Source organism: Pseudoalteromonas sp. Cn5-37, assembly GCF_021532495.1.
Classification (GTDB): domain Bacteria; phylum Pseudomonadota; class Gammaproteobacteria; order Enterobacterales; family Alteromonadaceae; genus Pseudoalteromonas; species Pseudoalteromonas simplex.
On sequence record NZ_JAKGBA010000002.1, the window covers coordinates 191,802 to 212,481 of the forward strand.

General features: G+C 42.1%; 21 protein-coding genes. 14 read left to right on the forward strand and 7 right to left on the reverse strand.

All coding sequences use genetic code 11. The annotated features are described in order from the left end of the window. Nucleotides 1–17 precede the first annotated feature (17 nt). The gene (locus L1266_RS05665; RefSeq protein ID WP_166340601.1) at nucleotides 18–2,195 is read left to right on the forward strand and encodes a putative Ig domain-containing protein; all 2,178 of its coding nucleotides are present in this window, start codon (nucleotides 18–20) and stop codon (nucleotides 2,193–2,195) included. 34 nt (nucleotides 2,196–2,229) lie between these two features. Here the strand turns inward: L1266_RS05665 and L1266_RS05670 are convergent, their stop codons facing one another. Genes L1266_RS05670 through L1266_RS05680 form a run of 3 tightly spaced genes read right to left on the reverse strand, consistent with a single transcriptional unit; the run spans nucleotide 2,230 to nucleotide 4,553 of the window. Then, complete coding sequence (locus L1266_RS05670; protein ID WP_138618536.1) at nucleotides 2,230–3,417, reverse strand: vWA domain-containing protein; 1,188 nt, start codon at nucleotides 3,415–3,417, stop codon at nucleotides 2,230–2,232. Nucleotide 3,418: 1 nt separating this feature from the next. Further along, nucleotides 3,419–4,267, reverse strand: coding sequence for an AAA family ATPase (locus tag L1266_RS05675; protein WP_138618538.1), 849 nt, complete (start codon nucleotides 4,265–4,267; stop codon nucleotides 3,419–3,421). A 52-nt stretch (nucleotides 4,268–4,319) separates the two neighbouring features. Beyond that, nucleotides 4,320–4,553 carry a DUF1653 domain-containing protein gene (locus tag L1266_RS05680; protein ID WP_419177722.1) on the reverse strand — a complete coding sequence of 78 codons (234 nt, stop codon included), beginning with the start codon at nucleotides 4,551–4,553 and terminating at the stop codon, nucleotides 4,320–4,322. Nucleotides 4,554–4,616: 63 nt separating this feature from the next. On the opposite strand from L1266_RS05680, the gene L1266_RS05685 reads away from it, so the two are divergent. Genes L1266_RS05685 through rpoS form a run of 11 tightly spaced genes read left to right on the forward strand, consistent with a single transcriptional unit; the run spans nucleotide 4,617 to nucleotide 12,193 of the window. Further along, on the forward strand, nucleotides 4,617–5,099 hold the full coding sequence (locus tag L1266_RS05685; protein ID WP_054551137.1) for a DUF2947 domain-containing protein: 483 nt from the start codon (nucleotides 4,617–4,619) through the stop codon (nucleotides 5,097–5,099). 59 nt (nucleotides 5,100–5,158) lie between these two features. After that, a complete protein-coding gene (locus tag L1266_RS05690; RefSeq protein WP_054551138.1) occupies nucleotides 5,159–5,791 on the forward strand; it encodes a hypothetical protein in 633 nt (210 codons plus the stop codon). Between the two features lie 22 nt (nucleotides 5,792–5,813). Beyond that, the gene (gene ftsB, locus L1266_RS05695) at nucleotides 5,814–6,104 is read left to right on the forward strand and encodes a cell division protein FtsB (protein WP_054551139.1); all 291 of its coding nucleotides are present in this window, start codon (nucleotides 5,814–5,816) and stop codon (nucleotides 6,102–6,104) included. Next, nucleotides 6,094–6,795: a 2-C-methyl-D-erythritol 4-phosphate cytidylyltransferase gene (gene ispD, locus L1266_RS05700; RefSeq protein ID WP_138618540.1), complete on the forward strand. Its 702-nt coding sequence runs from the start codon at nucleotides 6,094–6,096 to the stop codon at nucleotides 6,793–6,795. The genes ftsB and ispD overlap by 11 nt, the downstream gene beginning before the upstream one ends. After that, on the forward strand, nucleotides 6,792–7,274 hold the full coding sequence (gene ispF / locus L1266_RS05705; protein ID WP_054551141.1) for a 2-C-methyl-D-erythritol 2,4-cyclodiphosphate synthase: 483 nt from the start codon (nucleotides 6,792–6,794) through the stop codon (nucleotides 7,272–7,274). The genes ispD and ispF overlap by 4 nt, the downstream gene beginning before the upstream one ends. After that, on the forward strand, nucleotides 7,271–8,299 hold the full coding sequence (truD, locus tag L1266_RS05710; protein ID WP_235377064.1) for a tRNA pseudouridine(13) synthase TruD: 1,029 nt from the start codon (nucleotides 7,271–7,273) through the stop codon (nucleotides 8,297–8,299). Before ispF ends, truD begins: the two co-directional genes overlap by 4 nt. Next, the gene (gene surE, locus L1266_RS05715; protein WP_138599729.1) at nucleotides 8,300–9,064 is read left to right on the forward strand and encodes a 5'/3'-nucleotidase SurE; all 765 of its coding nucleotides are present in this window, start codon (nucleotides 8,300–8,302) and stop codon (nucleotides 9,062–9,064) included. It begins immediately after the preceding gene. Next, nucleotides 9,054–9,692 (forward strand): protein-L-isoaspartate(D-aspartate) O-methyltransferase, encoded by a 639-nt coding sequence (locus L1266_RS05720; RefSeq protein ID WP_054551144.1) that lies wholly within the window; start codon nucleotides 9,054–9,056, stop codon nucleotides 9,690–9,692. Before surE ends, L1266_RS05720 begins: the two co-directional genes overlap by 11 nt. Before the next feature lie 11 nt (nucleotides 9,693–9,703). Further along, complete coding sequence (locus L1266_RS05725) at nucleotides 9,704–10,282, forward strand: YqaA family protein (RefSeq protein ID WP_054551145.1); 579 nt, start codon at nucleotides 9,704–9,706, stop codon at nucleotides 10,280–10,282. Nucleotides 10,283–10,324: 42 nt separating this feature from the next. Further along, nucleotides 10,325–11,149, forward strand: a complete 825-nt coding sequence (locus L1266_RS05730; protein ID WP_054551146.1) for a peptidoglycan DD-metalloendopeptidase family protein — start codon at nucleotides 10,325–10,327, stop codon at nucleotides 11,147–11,149. Nucleotides 11,150–11,209: 60 nt separating this feature from the next. Then, nucleotides 11,210–12,193: an RNA polymerase sigma factor RpoS gene (gene rpoS, locus L1266_RS05735; protein WP_054551147.1), complete on the forward strand. Its 984-nt coding sequence runs from the start codon at nucleotides 11,210–11,212 to the stop codon at nucleotides 12,191–12,193. A gap of 101 nt (nucleotides 12,194–12,294) precedes the next feature. Here rpoS and mutS read toward each other — a convergent pair whose 3' ends face one another. Then, entirely contained in the window at nucleotides 12,295–14,868 is a 2,574-nt protein-coding gene (mutS, locus tag L1266_RS05740) for a DNA mismatch repair protein MutS (RefSeq protein ID WP_138618548.1), read from the reverse strand. A 21-nt stretch (nucleotides 14,869–14,889) separates the two neighbouring features. Between mutS and L1266_RS05745 the strand changes: the two genes are divergently transcribed. Both L1266_RS05745 and recA read left to right on the forward strand, forming a co-directional pair. Continuing rightward, nucleotides 14,890–15,387: a nicotinamide-nucleotide amidohydrolase family protein gene (locus L1266_RS05745; protein ID WP_138618550.1), complete on the forward strand. Its 498-nt coding sequence runs from the start codon at nucleotides 14,890–14,892 to the stop codon at nucleotides 15,385–15,387. A 58-nt stretch (nucleotides 15,388–15,445) separates the two neighbouring features. Continuing rightward, nucleotides 15,446–16,492, forward strand: coding sequence for a recombinase RecA (gene recA / locus L1266_RS05750; RefSeq protein ID WP_054551150.1), 1,047 nt, complete (start codon nucleotides 15,446–15,448; stop codon nucleotides 16,490–16,492). Nucleotides 16,493–16,693: 201 nt separating this feature from the next. Here the strand turns inward: recA and L1266_RS05755 are convergent, their stop codons facing one another. From L1266_RS05755 to L1266_RS05765, 3 genes are all read right to left on the reverse strand, one after another. Further along, nucleotides 16,694–17,017 carry a hypothetical protein gene (locus tag L1266_RS05755; RefSeq protein WP_235377065.1) on the reverse strand — a complete coding sequence of 108 codons (324 nt, stop codon included), beginning with the start codon at nucleotides 17,015–17,017 and terminating at the stop codon, nucleotides 16,694–16,696. A gap of 183 nt (nucleotides 17,018–17,200) precedes the next feature. After that, nucleotides 17,201–19,318, reverse strand: a complete 2,118-nt coding sequence (locus L1266_RS05760) for a TonB-dependent siderophore receptor (protein WP_235377066.1) — start codon at nucleotides 19,316–19,318, stop codon at nucleotides 17,201–17,203. Between the two features lie 191 nt (nucleotides 19,319–19,509). Beyond that, entirely contained in the window at nucleotides 19,510–20,676 is a 1,167-nt protein-coding gene (locus tag L1266_RS05765) for a DcaP family trimeric outer membrane transporter (RefSeq protein ID WP_138618554.1), read from the reverse strand. Between the last annotated feature and the right edge of the window lie 4 nt (nucleotides 20,677–20,680).

Here is a 20,680-nt window from a genome sequence, read left to right on the forward strand (position 1 = left end):
TATATAAGGAAATTCCTATGAAAAGGATATTTAAGCTCAAACCTTTTGTTATCGTACCCGCTTTTGCTTTTTTAACAGCATGTGGCTCATCAGACTCAAATGATGATAAAGATACATCATCTGGTAATTCTATCCCAACCATCACTTCAGAAGCAGTAACTACTGCAACTGAAGACGAAAACTATAGCTACACGGTTTTAGTTCAAGACGACGACTCTGAGTTAAGTTTTGCATTAGATACAGCACCTACAGGCATGACCATATCTCAAACGGGTAAGATTGAGTGGCTGCCTACAGAAGGCGTTTTAACTTCAGGTGAGGTGATCGTAAGTGTTAGTGATAATCACAACGATAAGGTGACTCAAATATTCGAAATTACGGTGACACCAGTCAATGATGCCCCTATGGTTGCTGATATCGAAGATCAGATTATCAAAAATGGTGAGTTATTTAATTACCAGCTTAATGTAACAGATCCTGATGATACTATTGAAGGTGGGATAAGTTTCACATTATTGTCTGGTCCTGAAGGCATGGCTGTTTCTGACACTGGCTTATTAAGCTATCAAGCCAATAATACTGAAACAACAGCATATAACGTAAATATTAAAATAAATGATGGCGGTGAAGATAATGCTAGTGCTGCAACCGCGTCTTTCAATCTTGATGCTCAATATTTTGTAGATGTTACTGCGCGAATTAAAGATTACTACACAGAAGATGCTATCTCTAACGCAACCGCATCGATAACAAATGGTAATGGGATATTGGCAACAGGAACTACCGATGGTAACGGTGAGGTATCTTTTTCAGTCCAAGATATAACAATTACTAACCATATGGTTATAACAAGTCATGCTAATGGTTATGCAGAAATGGCTGCACTATTAAACGAAACACGTTTATCTTTACCCACTGATATTTTATTGCAACCTATACATGCGCAAGTAACATTTGATCCCACCATTGCCAGCAACTTACAAGTAGAAGGTGCTGTGTTGGTTGAACTACCAGCGAATAGTTTAGTTAGAGCTGACAACTCGCTAGTAACGGGGCCTGTGAGCGCAGAGTTAACGATTATTAATCCTGCGGTTGATGTGTCTTTGATGCCGGGTGAAATGCTCACAACGGATGAGAATGGAGAAATAAAACCAATCGAATCATTTGGAGCTATAACTGTCACATTTGAAGATGAAAATGGTGAACCCCTAAATCTTGCTGAAAATAACCAAGCTATTATCAATATTCCTGCTGTAGGAGAGCTAGCGAGTACCGTGCCGCTTTACTATTACAATGAGCAGACAGGTTTATGGGTTAAAGAGGGTGAAGCCCAACTTGTTAACAGCGCAGAAGGTAATTTCTACACAGGTTCCGTTTCGCACTTTACTACTTGGAATGCCGACCGAATTTATGAAACGGTATTTATTCATGGTTGCTTAGAAGATAATAACCAAAATCGAATCGCGGGTGCTTTAGTGAACTCCCAAGGACGTGATTACATCGGGTCATCATCTGCTGTAACAGACGTTAACGGAGACTTTTCAATTCCTGTTAAGATGGACAGTACCGTCTTAATTTCATCAACTTCAGGTGGTTTGAGCCGCACATTCTCTGTCGAAACGAATTTAACCGATTTAACTCTTGATGAATGTATTGTGTTAGATGAAGTATTTACCAAAATTAAGCTTAACTGGGGGGCGACTCCATCGGATCTAGATTCTCATTTATGGGGCCCAACAGCGACAGAAGGTGAACAGTTCCATATTTATTTTGGTAGTGATACAGCGACTGTAAACGATATTATTATGTTTTTAGACGTTGATGACATAACAAGTTATGGCCCTGAGGTTATTTCAATCCCAGAATTTCCGCTACCTGGAACTTACACCTATAAAGTACACAATTATTCAAATACACCAGAGATTGACAGCACCACAGCAAAAGTAGAGCTTGTTATAAACAACCAACGCCGTGTGTTTACACCTCCGAGTAGTGGAGTCGAGGATTTGTGGTATGTATTTGATTTGGTTGTAAGTGAAACAGGGGCTGTTGAAATTGTCGAAGTGAATAAGTTTGAAGATGACTTAATTTTGTATACTTCAGCGCAAAATCGTCAGTTTTCAACTCAGAGAAAAGCTCAGCCTTATGAGCAAATGTTCAAAAAGTTAGTTAGTGGTAAGTATTACGCAAAATAACTAATAATAAGCCTCAATAGGTACTTGAGGCTTATTAACTCAACTCCCTAATCGCATTACTAATCCCATCTAGCGTGAGTGGGTACATGCGGTTGTCCATTAACTGCTTTATAAAATCAATTGATTGATAATAGCGCCAGTGTTCAACGGGTTGTGGGTTGAGCCAAGCGACTTTATCAAAGTGATTGGTTATGCGGTTTAACCAAGCGCTACCGGGCTCTTCATTCCAATGCTCAACGCTGCCACCGGGGTAGGCGATTTCGTAGGGACCCATGGTGGCATCGCCAACAAAGATCACCTTGTAGTCGCTGGTGAACTTGTTAATCAAGGTCATGGTATCAATGATGTTTGAGTGACGACGCTCGTTGTCTTGCCAAACATGCTCATATAAACAGTTATGAAAATAGTAAAACTCAAGGTGTTTAAACTCGCTGTGGGCGGCGCTAAATAGCTCTTCGCAGGTATGAATGTAATCATCCATTGAACCGCCGATATCAAATAGCATCAATACTTTTACTGCATTGTGGCGCTCAGGTGCCATTTTCACATCGAGCATGCCGCCTTGTTTTGCGGTTGCGCGGATGGTTTCGGTTAAATCGAGAGTGTCGCTGGCGCCAGTACGGGCAAATTTACGCAGTTTTTTTAGAGCGAGTTTAATGGTGCGCGAGCCGATTTCACGGTCACTATCAAGGTTTCGGTAGCTGCGCTTATCCCACACTTTTACCGCACGGCGATGTCGGTTACCGTCTTGGCCTATGCGCACACCTTCAGGGTTATACCCATAGGCGCCAAATGGCGAAGTGCCACCGGTACCTACCCACTTATTACCTCCAGCATGGCGCTTTTGCTGCTCTTCAAGGCGTTGCTTGAGGGTTTCCATGAGTTTATCAAGGCCGCCCATGGCTTGTAATTGCGCTTTTTCTTCTTCGCTTAAGTGCTTTTCAAACTCTTTGCGTAGCCAATCATCAGGCAAGGCATGTTGCTGTTTTAAGCTTTCGAGCAGATCAAGGTCGGCCACGCCACTAAAGTAATCTGCAAAGGCTTTATCAAAACGATCAAAGTGGGTTTCATCCTTGACCATGATGGTACGCGCTAAATAATAAAACGCGTCAACGTCAGCAAAAATAACCCCTTGCTTGAGCGCATTGATCAAATCAAGTAGCTCTCGCAAACTAACTGGTAAGCGGTATTCGCGAAGCTTAAAGAAAAACGCAATTAACATCTTAACGGCGGCTCATAAACGCAAGTTTTTCGATTAAGCTAATGTCTTGCTCGTTCTTTAATAGTGCGCCAAACATGGGCATTAAGCCGCCTTTTTGGCTTTTATCATGCAGTGTTTTAGCGTCTATATCTTCGGCCATCAGTAGCTTTAACCAATCGAGTAGTTCGCTGGTTGATGGCTTTTTCTTAATGCCATTTACGTCACGTAGATTAAAGAACACCTCAAGTGCTTGGCGAACTAAATCTTGTTTAACATGCGGGTGATGTACATCGATAATTTGTGCCATTTCTTCACTACTTGGAAAATCAATGTAATGGAAAAAACAACGACGTAAAAAGGCGTCTGGCAGTTCTTTTTCGTTATTTGACGTAATGATCACAATCGGACGCTGCTTTGCAACCACGCGCTCGCCAGTCTCATAAACATGAAACTCCATTTTATCGAGCTCTAATAGCAAGTCGTTGGGAAATTCAATATCGGCTTTGTCTATTTCATCAATCAATAGCACAGGGCGCTTGTTATGTTGCTCACCATAGGTAAAGGCTTGCCATAATTTCCCTTTTACAATGTAGTTGCTGATATCGTGCACACGCTCATCACCTAACTGGCTATCGCGAAGGCGCGATACCGCATCATATTCATACAGGCCTTGCTGCGCTTTAGTGGTTGATTTGATATGCCATTGAATTAGCGTGGTGTCTAAGCTTTTAGCAAGCTCCTCGGCCAGCATGGTTTTACCTGTGCCAGGTTCACCTTTAATTAGCAGGGGTTTTTCGAGCAATATTGCTGCGTTAACCGCTTGTTTTAATGAGTTACTGGCAATGTAGTTATCGGTTGAATTAAAAAGCACGATGTCACCTTATCTGGTCTGAGCAGTGATTAATAACGTCATGATGCCACAGTTAGTCGGCGTCTGAAAGGTATGCAAAACGCGGTACTGTTTTACCCTCTACAGTAACTGTTTCTGTAAACATACTAAGTGGGCGTGCCCACATACCAAATTCGCCATATAGCGCTTGATAAATTACCAGTGGCTCATTCGTTTCGCTGTGGGTAGCAATATATTCAACTTTGTATTTTGGGCCTTTGTAATGTTGGTAAATACCGGGTTTGATTGTCATGTGTTTATCTCGCATCTTGGAGTCATTTGGGTATAATTGCAGTTTGCACATTTTACGCTGAAACAAACTGCCTAAACTATGAATTATATTTCGTTAGATGAATACAAAAAAGCCTGGGTTTTTCGTCATAAAGATATGCCGATAAGCAGCGAAGACGCAGCGCAAATAAAACCAATGAGCGTTGAACGCGCTGCGGTCTTATGGACTACTATGGTGAGCCGCGAACATGATCACCCTGACTTTTTTGATAAAACAGATTGGTGCGGCAAAGACGACAGCTTTTCAGAGACTATTAATTGGGAAAACGCTTGGGAAGCGGGTGATGAGCAGTTACCAGAAGAAATCCTAAACCACTTAGCGTGGGAAGCTAATACCACTGTTTATTTTTGTATGGCTCGCGACAATATCATTGAAACCAGCTTTGCCGTTTTTAAGCGTTGTTGGCAAAACTTTATGTTTTTAGCTGATGGTAGTTTGTTACTAGGTAAAAAGCGTGATGCGGTGGTGCAGTTTTTAGAAACTGGTAACGCAAAATTGGGTAAAAAAGGCGCAGTAAAGTAGCGCTCAATAAACGCTCTATGCTATAAAACAGTCAAGCAATTGTTTTATAAGAGCGCGCATTGTCTAAACCAACTTCACAGAGCGAACACTCGCAACAAGCCGAAATTTGGCAAACTGATGCCGAGCGTGCTTTGTATGCGCAGTTATGTAATGCATTTTATGCTCGTGAGATCCCGCGTTTAGTCGATGAACCTGATACTGCAAGACTTAAACGCTTATTAGCAAGTTTGCCTTACTATATTGAGCGTTTAGCCATGCGTATAGTTAGTGGCGATGCACCATTACAGCTTGATTCACAAAATGGCAGTTGGCTTGAAAAACAAAAAACAACGCCACCTGTTTATAATAAAAAAGACTCAAAAGACTTTTATAGTCAACATGCTAAGCGCGGGTTAATTGTTCCCGTGCTAATTAATGACGAGCAATGTACAACTGTGCGCATAGACAGCTTAGATCAAGTAAGCGACAATAAGGTACATTGCAACGAGCTTGGTTGGTTTGATACTTCAGGTGAATCGCTAGAAAGCACGCATATTCAACTGCTTAAGCCTGCAAAGGCAGTGATGGCGGCGGCGTGTTGCGGTCATCAATGGCAATTTAATAAACGCATCACACCTAAGCGTTTGTCATTAAGAGAAATGCTACTAGCAAGCAATATAAATTGGCGTAATTTAAAACGCCCTTTGACTTAATTTTACCGCGAAGGAGTGTTCAATGCGGGTTTTTCAATTCGCCTTGTTATGTTTGGCTTTATTTCTGCAATATCGTTTATGGTTTGGGCATAATGGTGTGCAAGATTACACTCGTCTGAAACAAGCGGTTACCTCTCATCAAGACACTAACGCGAAATTATTAAAGCGCAATACTGTACTTAAAGCAGATATAAAAGATCTAAAGCTTGGTCAAGAAGGTATCGAAGAGCGCGCGCGTAATGAATTAGGAATGATTAAACCTGGCGAAACCTTTATTCGCGTTTTGCCGGGCCAACAACAAAATGAAAATTAAGCAAACTATAACCGCCATTGTTCCCGCTGCGGGGGTAGGGAGTCGAATGCAGCATTCGGCGCCAAAGCAGTATATTGAACTGGCGGGTAAAACTATTTTAGAACACACCCTGAGTAAACTTGCAGAACTTAACGAATTAAACACCATCAAAGTAGCAGTTAGTGATGATGACGGCTACTTTGCTGATTTACCACACATAGATAAGCGTATTGAGCGTGTGAGTGGTGGTAAAGAGCGCGCTGATTCAGTGCTTAACGCCTTGCTATCACTTGCTGATAATCCACCTGATTGGGTACTTGTGCACGATGCGGCAAGGCCGTTAGTGTGTTTGGCTGATATTCAGCGTTTAATGACAGAATGCATCGCTGCCAATGAAGGCGGTATCTTAGCGTCAAAAGTAAAAGACACCATTAAGCGCGGTCATACCCACAGTGAGCAAACAGTGCCTCGTGATGATTTATGGCAGGCACTCACTCCTCAGTTTTTCCCTTATCAAGCGCTGACTAATGCGCTATCGAGTGCCCTTAAAAATGGTGTGACTATCACTGATGAGGCATCGGCAATTGAATGGGCTAAGCAGCCTGTTAAGCTGGTTGCCGGTCGCAGTGACAACATTAAAATCACCACCCCAGAAGATTTAGATTTAGCAGCATTTTTACTGCAAAAACAACAAAACGAGAGTACCTCATGATTCGAATTGGCCATGGCTTTGATGTACACAAATTTGGCGGCGAAGGCCCGTTGGTAATTTGTGGTGAAAAAATAGATTACCCACAAGGCTTTTTAGCGCATTCAGATGGTGATGTTGCCATTCACGCATTGTGTGATGCTATTTTAGGTGCATTAGCAATGGGGGATATTGGCAAGCATTTTCCAGACACTGCGAGCGAATACGAAAATATTGATAGCCGAATTTTACTACGCCACGTGGTTGGGCTTGCTAAAGAGCAAGGTTACGTACTTGGCAATGCCGATGTCACGATTGTTGCGCAAGCACCAAAAATGTTGCCACATATTCAAGCAATGCGTGAAAACTTATGCCAAGACCTTGAAGCTGATATTTCACAAGTTAATGTGAAAGCAACAACCACAGAGAAGCTTGGGTTTGAAGGCCGCAAAGAAGGTATTTCAAGCCACGCAGTGGTGATTATGAGCAAACTAAGCGCATGAGTGAGTTAAACTACCTATACGGTAAACCTCTTTCTAAGGCTGACTTTAAAACTCACGCCGAAGACTTCATGGTTGATGAAGACTTAGGTATTGAGTTTACTGGTTCTGGTGAGCATGTTTGCTTGCAGGTTGTAAAAAAAGGCGAAAATACTCAGTTTATTGCGAAACGCATTGCCGAAAAAGCAGGGGTATCCCCTCGTGACGTGAGTTATGCAGGCTTAAAAGACCGTCATGGCGTGTGTACACAGTGGTTTAGCGTGCCAGTACCAATTAAAAAGCACATAGAATTTAGTGAACTGAATAACGAGCAATTTTTTGTAATTTCGCAACAGCGCCATAATCGTAAGCTCAGAACGGGTTGCCATAAAGGCAATCGCTTTACCATTACGTTACGCAACGTGACTGAGCCGCTGGATATTTTGTGCCGTATCAACGCGGTGCGTGCAGGGGTGCCTAATTACTTTGGTGAGCAGCGCTTTGGGCATGGTGGTCACAACCTTGAAATGGCAAAGCGCATGTTTGCTGGAGAGCGTATCCGCGATAAAAAATTGCGTGGTTTAGTTATTTCAGCGGCGCGCTCTTATGTGTTTAATGAAATCGTGAGCATGCGAGTTGAAGAGCATGGTCTTGCAAAAACAATGCACCGTGAAGTGTTTATGCTCAGCGGTAGTAATGCTTTTTTTGAAGATAACATTAGTGATGACAATATTGCTCGCTTAGCATCTGGCGATATTGTGATGTCGGCCCCTATGGTTGGTAAAGGCGAAAAAGGCCTAACCGAAACCGAAAAAGTGTGGCTCGAGCCTTATCAATCTTGGATAGAGGGCCTTAGCGAACTTGGCCTTAAGAATGAGCGTAGAATGTTACGCCTTATTCCTGATTCATTAGCTGTTGAAACGATTGATGAAACTACTTTAAAGTTAAGCTTTGGTTTACCAAAAGGCTGTTTTGCTACCGCCTTACTGCGTGAGTTGGTGGACTATCAAGATGCAAGTCCCAGAGAACAAAAACAAAAGGATGCGTAAATGAAAATCTTATTGAGCAATGATGATGGCGTACATGCTAAAGGGATTGCGGTTTTGTATCATGCATTAACGCAAATTGCAGATGTGACCTTAGTGGCGCCAGATCGCAATTGCAGTGGCGCAAGTAATTCATTAACGTTAATGAATCCACTGCGTGCAACTACCCTTGATAATGGTTTCATTTCAATTAATGGCACGCCGACTGACTGTGTGCACTTAGGGGTTAACGAGTTAACTGAGCAGCAGCCAGATCTCGTGGTAGCAGGAATAAACCACGGTGCCAATTTAGGTGATGACACCTTGTATTCAGGTACTGTTGCCGCCGCCACTGAAGGCCGCCACCTAGGACTACCAGCGATTGCTGTGTCGTTATGCTCTAAAGAAGGAAATCACTTTGAAACTGCAGCTGCGATTGCGGTGAGTATTATCAAAGAGTTGGCATCGCACCCATTACCGAAAGATCAAATCATCAACTTAAACGTACCAGATATTCCACTTACTGAGCTAAAAGGAGTTAAGGTAACCCGTTTAGGTTCGCGTCATAAAGCTGAAACCATGACGAAACAACAAGACCCATGGGGCCGTGACATTTATTGGTATGGTACCCTTGGTGCTGAAAGTGATGCAGGTGAAGGCACTGATTTTTACGCCATAAATAATGGTTACGCATCAGTGACCCCGCTTAGTGTTGATATGACAGCGAAAGAAAGTTTACAAGCAGTCGATAGCTGGTTAGCAAATATGGAGATTAATAGTGCTGACTAATTATAATCGCAGCGCACTGGCATTAGCAGAGTTATTGAAACGCGAAGGTGTAGAAGACAGCACTGTGCTTGAAGCGATAGCCTCAACACCCAGACACATTTTTATCGATGATGTTTTACAGCACAAAGCTTATCAAAATACTGCATTGCCAATTGGTCAAGGACAAACGATTTCGCAGCCTTATATTGTCGCACGTATGACTGAGCTACTTCGCTTAGCGGGCGTACGTGATAAAGTGCTCGAAATTGGCACAGGGTCTGGCTACCAAACGGCAATACTGGCAAAAACGTTCACTAAAGTGTGCTCGGTAGAGCGTATAAAAGCACTACAGTGGCAAGCAAAACGCCGTTTGCACAAACTCGATTTATATAATGTCACCATGAAACATGGTGATGGTTGGCAAGGCTGGCAATCACAAGCGCCGTTTGAGGGGATTATTGTTACAGCTGCAGCCGCCACTATGCCACAAGGGTTACTTGCTCAACTTGCTGATGGGGGCGTTATGATTGCACCTATCGGTGAGCAAGATCAGCAATTAATGATGGTTGTTAGAAATGGCGATACTTTCACAGAACATAAAGTTGCACCAGTAAGATTTGTACCTTTGGTACCTGGTGATATTGAATAGGACGTTAAACTTTGAAGTTGTTTACTAAGTTATATGATATGGCACTGGTATGGGCTAAACATCGCCATGCAGAGCGTTATTTAGCAGGGATGAGTTTTGCTGAATCTGTTTTTTTTCCGGTACCACCGGATGTCATGCTAGCACCTATGTCACTTGCTCAACCAGATAAAGCATGGCGTTTTGCCAGCTTTACGACGATTGCTTCAGTGATTGGTGGTATTTTAGGTTACTTACTTGGCTTTTGGTTATTCGAACCTGTGGTCGAGCCGCTGATTGCGCAAATGGGTTGGCAAGCGAAATTTGACACAGCGCTAAGTTGGTTTGAAAACTACGGTGTGTGGGTGGTGTTTTTAGCGGGCTTCTCCCCCATACCTTATAAGGTTTTCACCATAGGTGCTGGTTTGATGCAAATGGCATTTCTGCCGTTTCTAATTGCTTCGGCAATTGGTCGTGGCGCACGCTTTTTCTTAGTGTCGGCTTTAATGAAGTGGGGCGGCGTTAAAATGGAGCAGAAATTACGTCAATATGTTGAAGCGCTTGGCTGGGGGTTAGTTGTTTTAGTTGTGGTTGCGTACTTTTTACTGCGATAACCCGTAAAACCATTAAACTAGTACGATAAGGAGCATTTTACGATGAGCAGGCAGATAACAGTCTATGTTACTTTGTTTCTTAGTATTTTGCTCTTTGGTTGTACTTCTCGCGAAGCCCCAGCACCGGTTAGTAGTTTAGACAATAAAGTTAAACCCGCCACTCGCAAAGTAAATATCTCTGGCTCAAAATATGTAGTCAAAAAGGGCGATACTTTATATTCAATTGCTTTTAGCGCTCAGCAAGATTTTCGAACCCTCGCAAAAATAAACGATATTCCAGCACCTTATACCATCTTCCCTGGGCAGAATATTTCGCTCATAAAATCGGCACAAAAACAAAAAAAGACGAAAAAATATACGAATTCGAGTAAAAAGTCTACCGTTTCTATACAAAAAAATAACAAAAAATTAAAGAAAGAGCTTGATCAGCCAAAACAACGAGAGTATGTTCAGAAACAAGCCAACAAAATAATTAGTGAAAAAAAACGTAATTCTAATGCAAAAGTTGTATGGAACTGGCCTGCTAAAGGTAAAGTAACGCAACGCTTCTCTAATAAAGAGAACGGCTTTAAAGGGTTACAGATCACTAATAAACAAGGGGCTTCTGTTGTAGCTGCTGCACATGGAACTGTGGTATACGCGGGCAACGCATTGAGGGGGTATGGTAATTTAATCATTTTGAAACACAATGATGATTACCTAAGTGCTTACGCGCACAATTCAAAGTTGCTTGTAAAGGAAAAACAGGAAGTAAAGGCGGGGCAGAAAATAGCAGAAATGGGCAGTTCAGACTCTACGGTTACGGCTTTGAGATTTGAAATTCGTTATCGGGGTCAAGCAGTCAATCCTGCTAAGTATCTACCTTAGCCATTTAGGGTATTGATAAAGTGATTTAGCTCAATCACATATTTGCTCGGGAGGACGCTTATGGGTCACACAGCAAAACTTGAGAAAAAAACTGACGCGATTGACGATAAATTTGATGACACGGTAGTCGAAGAAGAGTCTTCTGAATTACTTGAAGAAGTCGACAACGAAGATGAAATTTTTGCAAAAGAAGAAGTTGCCAAGAATTTAGATGCTACACAGCTGTATCTTGGTGAGATTGGTTTTTCTCCGCTGTTAAGCGCAGAAGAAGAAGTCTATTTTGCTCGAAAAGCACTGAAAGGCTGTGAAGCCTCTCGCAAGCGAATGATTGAAAGTAATTTACGTTTAGTGGTGAAAATTGCCCGCCGCTATAACAACCGTGGCCTTGCGCTACTAGACCTTATTGAAGAAGGTAATTTAGGCCTTATCAGAGCCGTTGAGAAATTTGACCCAGAACGAGGTTTCCGTTTTTCAACTTATGCAACTTGGTGGATACGTCAAACCATTGAACGTGCCATCATGAACCAAACACGTACGATTCGTTTACCTATTCATGTGGTCAAAGAGCTTAATGTTTATTTAAGAACAGCCCGTGAATTAACGCAGAAACTTGACCATGAACCCACAGCAGAAGAAATTGCAGAGTGCTTAGATAAGCCGGTTGAAGATGTTACTAAGATGCTGCGTTTAAACGAAAAAATCACCTCGGTGGATACACCTATCGGTGGTGAAAATGACAAAGCGTTATTAGATATTATCGCCGATGAGAAAGACTACGGTCCAGAAGGCGAAGTACAAAACAATGACATCAACAAGCACATTGTTGATTGGCTTGGAGAGTTAAACCCGAAACAGCGTGAAGTACTTGCTCGTCGTTTTGGTTTACTGGGCTATGAGCCATCAACCCTTGAAGATGTTGGTCGTGAAATTGGCTTAACACGTGAACGTGTAAGACAAATTCAAGTGGAAGCATTACGTCGCTTAAAAGACATTTTGCAACACGAAGGTTTAAGTACAGATAGCCTATTCGACCAATTCACCTGATTTGACAACAATGTATACCTGATCAAGGGTATCGAACCCACGGGTTCAGAACACACAAAAAAGCTGACGTTACGTCAGCTTTTTTTATATCCACTCAAAATTTAAAGTAAATCTTTTAATTGATACAGTAGTTGGTGTGCTTGTCTTGGCGTTAAGCTATCTGGATCAAGCTGTTTTAAGGTTAATTCAAGCTCTGAAGGTTCATCATCAAAACTTAATGTTTGCTGTTGTTGCTCAATAGGGGCAGTAACAGGTTGATGATTCTCAAGCATTTTAAGCTTTTGTTTTGCTTGTTGGATAACCGCTTTTGGTACACCAGCCAAAGCAGCAACTTGTAAACCAAAGCTCTTGCTTGCTGCGCCTTCAAGCACGGTATGCATAAAGGCAATGGTGTCGTTGTGTTCAATAGCATCTAGGTGCACATTAACCAATCCCGTTTTTTGTTCGGCCAGTTCGGTTAACTCAAAATAGTGAGTTGCAAATAAGGTTTTAGCGGCAATTTTTGATGCTAAATAATCAGCCGTTGCATAGGCAAGCGATAAGCCATCATAAGTCGAAGTACCGCGACCAATTTCATCCATCAGTACCAGTGATTGTGCTGTGGCGTTATTTAAAATTGTTGCCGTTTCGGTCATTTCAACCATGAAGGTTGAGCGCCCTGATGCTAGGTCATCACTTGCGCCAATACGCGTAAAAATACGGTCAATATTACCAATTTCTGCACTATCAGCAGGAACGTAACAACCAATGTGAGCCATCAAAACAATAAGTGCGGTTTGGCGCATATAGGTTGATTTACCACCCATGTTTGGACCTGTGATAATCAACATTTTACGGTCGTTATTAAGCTCTACAGGGTTGGCAATAAACGGGTCTTTCATTACCTGTTCTACCACTGGGTGGCGGCCCTGTTTAATACTGATATTATCGTTGTCGCACAGTGTTGGCTTAGCATAATTTAGCGCTTGCGCACGTTCGGCTAAATTATTAAGTACATCTAAATCTGCTAAAACTGCTGCCATTGTTTGTAACTGCTCAATGTGCGGAGCAATAAACTCAAAGAGTTGCTCGTAAAGCTGTTTTTCAAGTGCTAGCGCTTTTGACTGGCTACCAAGTACTTTATCTTCGTGCTCTTTAAGCTCAGGGATAATATAGCGCTCATTATTTTTTAGCGTTTGACGGCGAATATAATCGGCAGGAACCAAGTGCGAGTTAGCGCGACTTACTTCAATAAAAAAGCCATGCACCTTGTTATAGCCAATTTTTAAAGTGCTAATGCCTGTGCGTTCACGCTCACGTTCTTCAAGCTTTTCGAGAATATCGGTTGCGCCTTGGCTTAGGGCACGCCATTCATCAAGCTCACTGTTATAACCCGGGGCAATAACACCCCCATCACGAATAAGCACCGGTGGGGTTTCGATGACAGCACGCTCTAGTAAGTCTTGTAGCTCAGGTAATTGCTGTGATTGCGCTATTATTTGACTAATACGCGGATCGTTGGCGTCCAAAAGTAATTCGTGTAATGGTGCCAGAGCTTGCAGTGCGCTACGCAGGCGCGTTAAATCACGCGGGCGTGCTGTGCAAAGCGCTAAACGGGCGATAACACGCTCAATGTCGCCAATTTGCTTTAATGACTCTTGTAGCTCACCACATAATTGCGCATCGATAATTGCACTAATAGCGTTTAGTCGAGAGTTGAGCTCTGTTTTGCTGCGCACTGGTGTATGAATACGACGCTTTAATAAGCGTGAACCCATCGCAGTCGCTGTTTTATCAAGTACTTGTGCAAGCGTGTTTTCGTAGCCGCCTGATAAATTAACTGTTAGTTCAAGGTTTTTACGGGTTGCGGCATCTAAGATCACCGCGTGTTCGTTTTGCTCAAGGGTAATCGCACGAATATGCGGCAGGGCAATACGTTGAGTGTCTTTTACATATTGCATTAAGCAGCCCGCAGCCACCAATGCAGCGTGTGCTTTGTCTACACCAAAACCAACTAAATCTTTGGTGCCAAATTGGTCGCAAAGTAAATGCTGTGCAGTATCTAAATCAAATTCCCATTCTGGGCGACGACGTGCGCCTTTGATATGTTCAATTAAATGCACATTTGCAAATGTTTCACTATAGAGCAGCTCAGCAGGGGCTAAACGTTGTAATGTTGAGCTAAATGCTTCATCAGTATTTACTTCTAACACATTGAATCTGCCAGAGTTAATATCTAAATAAGCAATACCATATAAGCCTTGTTTACTTTGCCACACACTGGTTAGCAAGTTGTCTTGGCGTTCTTGTAATAACGCTTCGTCAGAAATAGTGCCCGGTGTAACAATGCGCACAACTTTACGCTCAACAGGGCCTTTGCTAGTAGCTGGGTCGCCAACTTGTTCACAAATAGCCACCGACTCACCCATTTGTACAAGGCGAGCTAAATAGTTCTCTACTGCGTGATAGGGCACACCCGCCATTGGAATGGGATCGCCACCGGCTTTACCTCGGTGGGTTTGAGAAATATCAAGAAGTTGTGCTGCACGCTTGGCATCATCAAAGAAAAGTTCGTAAAAGTCGCCCATACGATAAAACAATAAAATATCCCGATGCTCGGCTTTTATTTTTAGATACTGCTGCATCATAGGGGTTTGTTGTTTTATAGTGTGCGGTGCATAAAGATCAAACGACATGTATTTACCCAAAGGCTGAATATGGAATTACATCAAGAGATTAAAACACTTGCTGCGAAATTAGGAGCTATTTTAACGGATAAACGCTTATGGATCACTACCGCAGAATCATGCACTGGCGGTGGAGTGAGTTATGCGCTCACCGATACCCCGGGCAGTTCTAATTATATTGACCGAGCGTTTGTTACTTATAGTAACCAAGCAAAACATGAGCTCATTGGCGTTAGCGAGCAAACCTTAAACAGCTTTGGCGCGGTGAGTGAACAAACCGTTGTTGAAATGGCATCGGGGGCGGCAAAAGCTGCAAACGCCGATATTGCAATAGCTATTTCGGGGATAGCAGGCCCCGGTGGTGGAACACTGGATAAACCTGTGGGATTAGTGTGGTTTTGTATTCATTTGGCTGGTCAAAACTACTCAAGCAAACAGGTTTTCGCTGGTGATAGAGCTGAAGTTAGACTGCAAGCTATTGTTTATTCGTTAAAAAACATAATTGAATTGATAAAATCTGAAAATTAGCTTGATACTGTGATTTCATACAGTATACTGTCTGCATTAGCCGGATTTGGAGAACAGAATGAACGATAACAAACAAAAAGCCTTAGACGCTGCTTTATCACAAATTGAGCGTCAATTTGGTAAAGGCTCAATTATGAAACTGGGCGACAACAAAGCCCTAGATATTGAAGCAATCTCAACAGGTTCACTTGGTATCGATATCGCACTAGGTATTGGTGGTTTACCTACAGGCCGTATTGTTGAAGTGTATGGTCCTGAATCATCAGGTAAAACAACACTTACTTTACAAGTTATCGCTGAAGCTCAAAAGCAAGGTAAAACGTGTGCATTCGTAGATGCTGAGCACGCTTTAGATCCTGTATACGCACAAAAATTGGGCGTAAACATTGATGATTTACTTGTTTCTCAGCCAGACACGGGTGAGCAAGCATTAGAAATCTGTGACATGTTAGTTCGTTCAAGTGCTGTTGATGTTGTGATTGTTGACTCGGTAGCAGCTTTAACACCTAAAGCTGAAATCGAAGGTGACATGGGTGACTCACACATGGGTCTACAAGCTCGCTTAATGTCACAAGCTTTACGTAAGCTTACAGGTAACATCAAGCGTTCAAACACACTATGTATTTTCATCAACCAAATCCGTATGAAAATTGGTGTTATGTTTGGTAACCCTGAAACAACAACAGGCGGTAACGCACTTAAATTCTACGCTTCAGTACGTATCGATATTCGTCGTATTGGTTCAGTGAAAGAAGGCGATGAGGTTGTTGGTAACGAAACCCGCGTTAAAGTTGTTAAAAACAAGGTTGCTCCGCCGTTTAAACAAGCTGAGTTCATCATCATGTATGGCGAAGGCATTTCTAAACAAGGCGAACTAATCGATCTAGGCGTTAAGCATAAGATTGTTGAAAAATCAGGTGCTTGGTACAGCTACAATGGCAGCAAAGTTGGTCAAGGTAAAGCAAACTCAATTAAGTTCTTAAAAGACAACCCAGAGATCGCAGATGAGATCGAAGGTAAGTTACGTGAGATGCTATTACTTCAAGCAACTGTGCAACCAGAAGATGGTGAAGATGCAGGCCTATTAGCTGAAGACGAGCTATAAACACCGCAAAAGAGTATAGTTAAGCGTGATTTGACCCGCACTTAACACAAAAAGACCGCTACACAGTTAGCGGTTTTTTTATGGTTGCTTGTAGTTGCGATTTTATATCGCGTTTAATTGCAGAACTTAATGCGGGATATACACGCAGTTGTTGGAGTAGGAAGTAGTTTGTCTCATTTTCAATTCAGTGACAATTTTAAGTTATTTTACACGTTCAATATATTCGCTACGACGCCATAAAATAGCAGCAAGGGTTGCCAGAGGGATTATCAAAAAAATCGCTATTGTTTCAAATAGCGCATTATCGTCATATATGAATGCCAAGGTAATAGCCGGAATTGTCATCAGCGTGAAAATTCGATACATAAGTTCTGTATCAGTTCGATATATGAGAGCTGTTTGGCAATCAGGGCAAGTGAATAGTTTACCGTCAACCCTGTCTATTGGTGTTCTCGCTTTGGCTATTAGAAACTTCCATCCACAATCTGGACATCTTCTAGAGCGTTTCGATTTTTTAGCATCCATTAATCTGTACCAAATAACTAAAATATTCATTTTTTAATAAACTACAGAAAAATTTATAAGGTGCAATGAAGTGAAGGCTATTCGCTATGTTTTTTGCTCTTAGAGTAAAATGGAGTAATAAAAAAGCCGCATATGATGCGGCTTTTCATGTACTTAAAGCTTAAAACTTGTCGCTTTATAAAATTATAGCTGCCAGTTGAAAGATACTGAATAACTACGCGGTGCGCCGTAATAACCTTGCTCCCAGAACAAGCTATGTAAGTACTTTTCGTTAGTTACGTTATTAACGTTTAAGTTAACGCTCATGTGGTCATTAATATCGTATGTTGCCATTAGATTTAATAAGCCGTAAGCATCTTGCTTAGTAACAGGAACAACGCCAGACGGCTGAGTAGGTTGTACACGTTTAGTGTCGTCTTGCCATTGGTAGTTTAAACCAAAGGTTAAGCCGTCAACCTCAGGTACCTTATGAGTGACAGCAAGTTTAAATTGGTTTTCAGGTGTGTAGTTTTTAACTAATTCATCACCATCAATGTTTAGATTGCTGAAACTAAAGCTCGCGCTCAGCGTTTCGTTGATTTTGCCACTAAGCTCTACTTCAATACCATCACTGTTAATACCATCTGCGCCATAGTAGCGAGTGTCATCAGGTAATGAACCTGGGATAGCAACAGCAAGGCCAACTTGTTTTGCATCAAAGTAGGCTACAGTTACAAATAAGTCGTCATCAAGTAGCTGTGCCTTTACACCAATTTCGCTACTTTTACCTGTGATTGGATCTAAATAATCACCGTTTACGTCACGCTCTGTTTGCGGAACAAAGGTTTCTGTGTAGCTTGCGTAAGTTGAGAAGCTTTCGTTGATATCATACACAGCACCGAAGTAAGGCACCGTTTGGTCGCTATCTTTGTCTTTTGCAACGCCGTAAGAGGCACCTTCCGTTTCCCAATTTACTTGGCTTACACCCGCTAAAATGCTGAATGCGTCAGTTGCACGAATGCGTGTTGAAATATATGCAGAGCGTTGACGGCTAGTGATATCAGCACCTGTTAAACCATCGGTTAGTGTTGGCACTGGTGCAACACCATCCCAACCACCTAGCTCAGGCATTGCAGGGAAACCATTGCCTGTAGTGTAGTCATACAATGATTTATCTTTGTTATCCATATCTGCTTGGTTTACACCAAACGACAGATCATGTTCCATACCAAATAAATCAAATTTACCTGTTGCGTAGATATCTAAAATGTCGTGCTTATCTTTGTGGTCATATTCACTAGCATAACCAGTTAGGCCAAGACCTGTTTCTCTGTCTGGTGTGCCGTAAACATAGAAAAGCTCAGAATCTTGCTCATTTTCTAAGTGCGCGTAGCTGGCTTTTAAGAACCAAGTATTGGTGATTGCTTGCTCAATTGATAAGAACAGCTGCTCAGTTGTGTTATTCCAATATGACCAATCTGAAGCAGTGCTGGTTGACGCATCAAAGTTTGTTGCTGAACCATCGCTGTAATAAAGTGGTAAGGCACCCCAAAGTGGGCTGTCGGCATCTTTCTTTTGATTTACATAGTTTGCAGTGACTACTGTGCTATCAGTTAATTGACCTTCGTAGGCTAGGTAATAAATTGTTTTATCTTGCTCGTAACGGTCAAGGTATGACTCAGTTTTGTGCTTAGTGAATACTGCACGTACAGCGTGGTTTTCGTTGATAGCTGTTGAAGCGTCAAGCTCTAAACGTTTGTTGTCCCAAGAGCCATACGATACAGACGCATTTACTTGTGTTTGATAAGTAGGGCGTTTTAGAACCATGTTCACGGTTGCTGAAGGGTTACCCGCACCTGTCATTAAACCATTGGCACCACGTACAATTTCAACACTATCAAAAATAGAGGTATCAAGAGTACCTTGGATTGAACCGTTGTCTTGCGGCATACCCATGCCATTAACTTGGAAGTTAGTGATCTCAAAACCGCGAGCTTTAAAATAAGTACGATCAGTTTCAATTTGCTCAACAGTCACACCCGGTGTGCTTTCAAGAACTGCGTTAAGGTTATCGAGTGAGAAGTCATCCATTAATGCACGTGAAATAACAGAGATTGACTGTGGTGTCTCTTTAATTGTTAGCCCTAATTTGGTCGCTGACTGTGCTTCTTCAGTGATGTAGTTTTTATGATGCTGGCCATACACGGCAATTTTTTCAATTGCTTGTTCTTCTTTTTGTTGTTCTGCAAAAGCGTGGCCACTTAAAAGTGCTGAGGTCACAAGGCTTAATTGAGATAAGCGCAAAAATTTTGTTGATGACATGCAAAGTTCCAATTAGTTCAATGAATAGTGAAATTAATGCGTAATCTAATCTAAATGAAAATAATTTGCAATTAAGGTTTGCTGTTTTAATGAATAATTGATTGCAAAAAAGTTTAAAGGGCACAGAAATATAAAAAGGAGATATAAAAAAAGCGGCCGAAGCCGCTTCAGGAAGTAAATAAGTTTAAATCTTAAAAAACGTATTTTGCAGAAAACTGTAGACGATCCATATCACCGTCAGCACCGCTTTCTAACTCACGCTCGGCATGTTTAAACTCAACACCAAAGGTGAGCTTTTTAACAGGCGAGTATAAAAGGTTGGCACTATAGCTTTGGCTCATTTCTGTAGGGTCGCCAGTCACTGCAAGTAAATCTGTGTTGTTATCTGCTGAGAAGAATGAGTAAAGGAAAGTAGAACGCCATTGGCTGTTCCAGTGTTGTTGGTAGGCAATAAAACCTGATGTTGAATCAATCGCATCTAAATCATCACCATCAAGCACAGCACCATTTGCTACGTTTAAACCAATGTAGCGGCCTAAACCTGAGCCTTGAGTTAGCATGAATTTTAGGTTGTTTTGGCCAAAATTAACTTTACCTGAGGCGCTGATACCGAACGATGATGTATCTGCATCAATGCCATTTTGCTTGTAAGTTAATTGACGAGCAAGACCGGTAAATACTAATTCCCCCCAATCAGCTTTATGTGCATAACGTGCTGTAAAGTCTGGCATTGATGCATCATCAGTGGCTACGCGAGCGCCGTCTACTGTGACTGTGCTCTCTGGGTTTTCGATAGAGAATGACCAGTTGCCAGTAGTGTAACGTGCCTGTGCTTGGCGTACGAACACGGTACCCTCAGCAGGTCCCACGAAGTCGAGTGTTTCAGGTAATGCGCCTACGTTTTGAAAGTTTGACCATGCTTGACCAAATAACCAGCCATCATAAGTTACAAATGCCTGACGAATACGTGGTGCATAAGAATTACTTACACGTTCGTTACCGCCTGGTGCTGAAGCAATAAAGTCGATTTCAATTTTAGTTTTGATGGTTTTGCCATCGTCTAACTTTGTTGCGGTACCTAGGTTAAAGCGAGATTGGCGCGCGTGCATGTCAAATACAGCATCGCTGTCGCTGTCTGCGCCTACTGGTGTTGTACCTGGTACATAGAAGTCACGGCCAATACTACCACCGGCTGGTACGCCTGCTGAGTAATCACTCCACATGGCATCAAGTTTTACATAGCCACCATAAGAAACCTCTGTGTTACCAATGTTTGCAGCGTTAGCATTGCTGGCAAGTGCTGATAAAACAGCTGAAGCTGCTAGTGTTTTTAATGCGGTTACTTTTGTTGTTGTCATAATG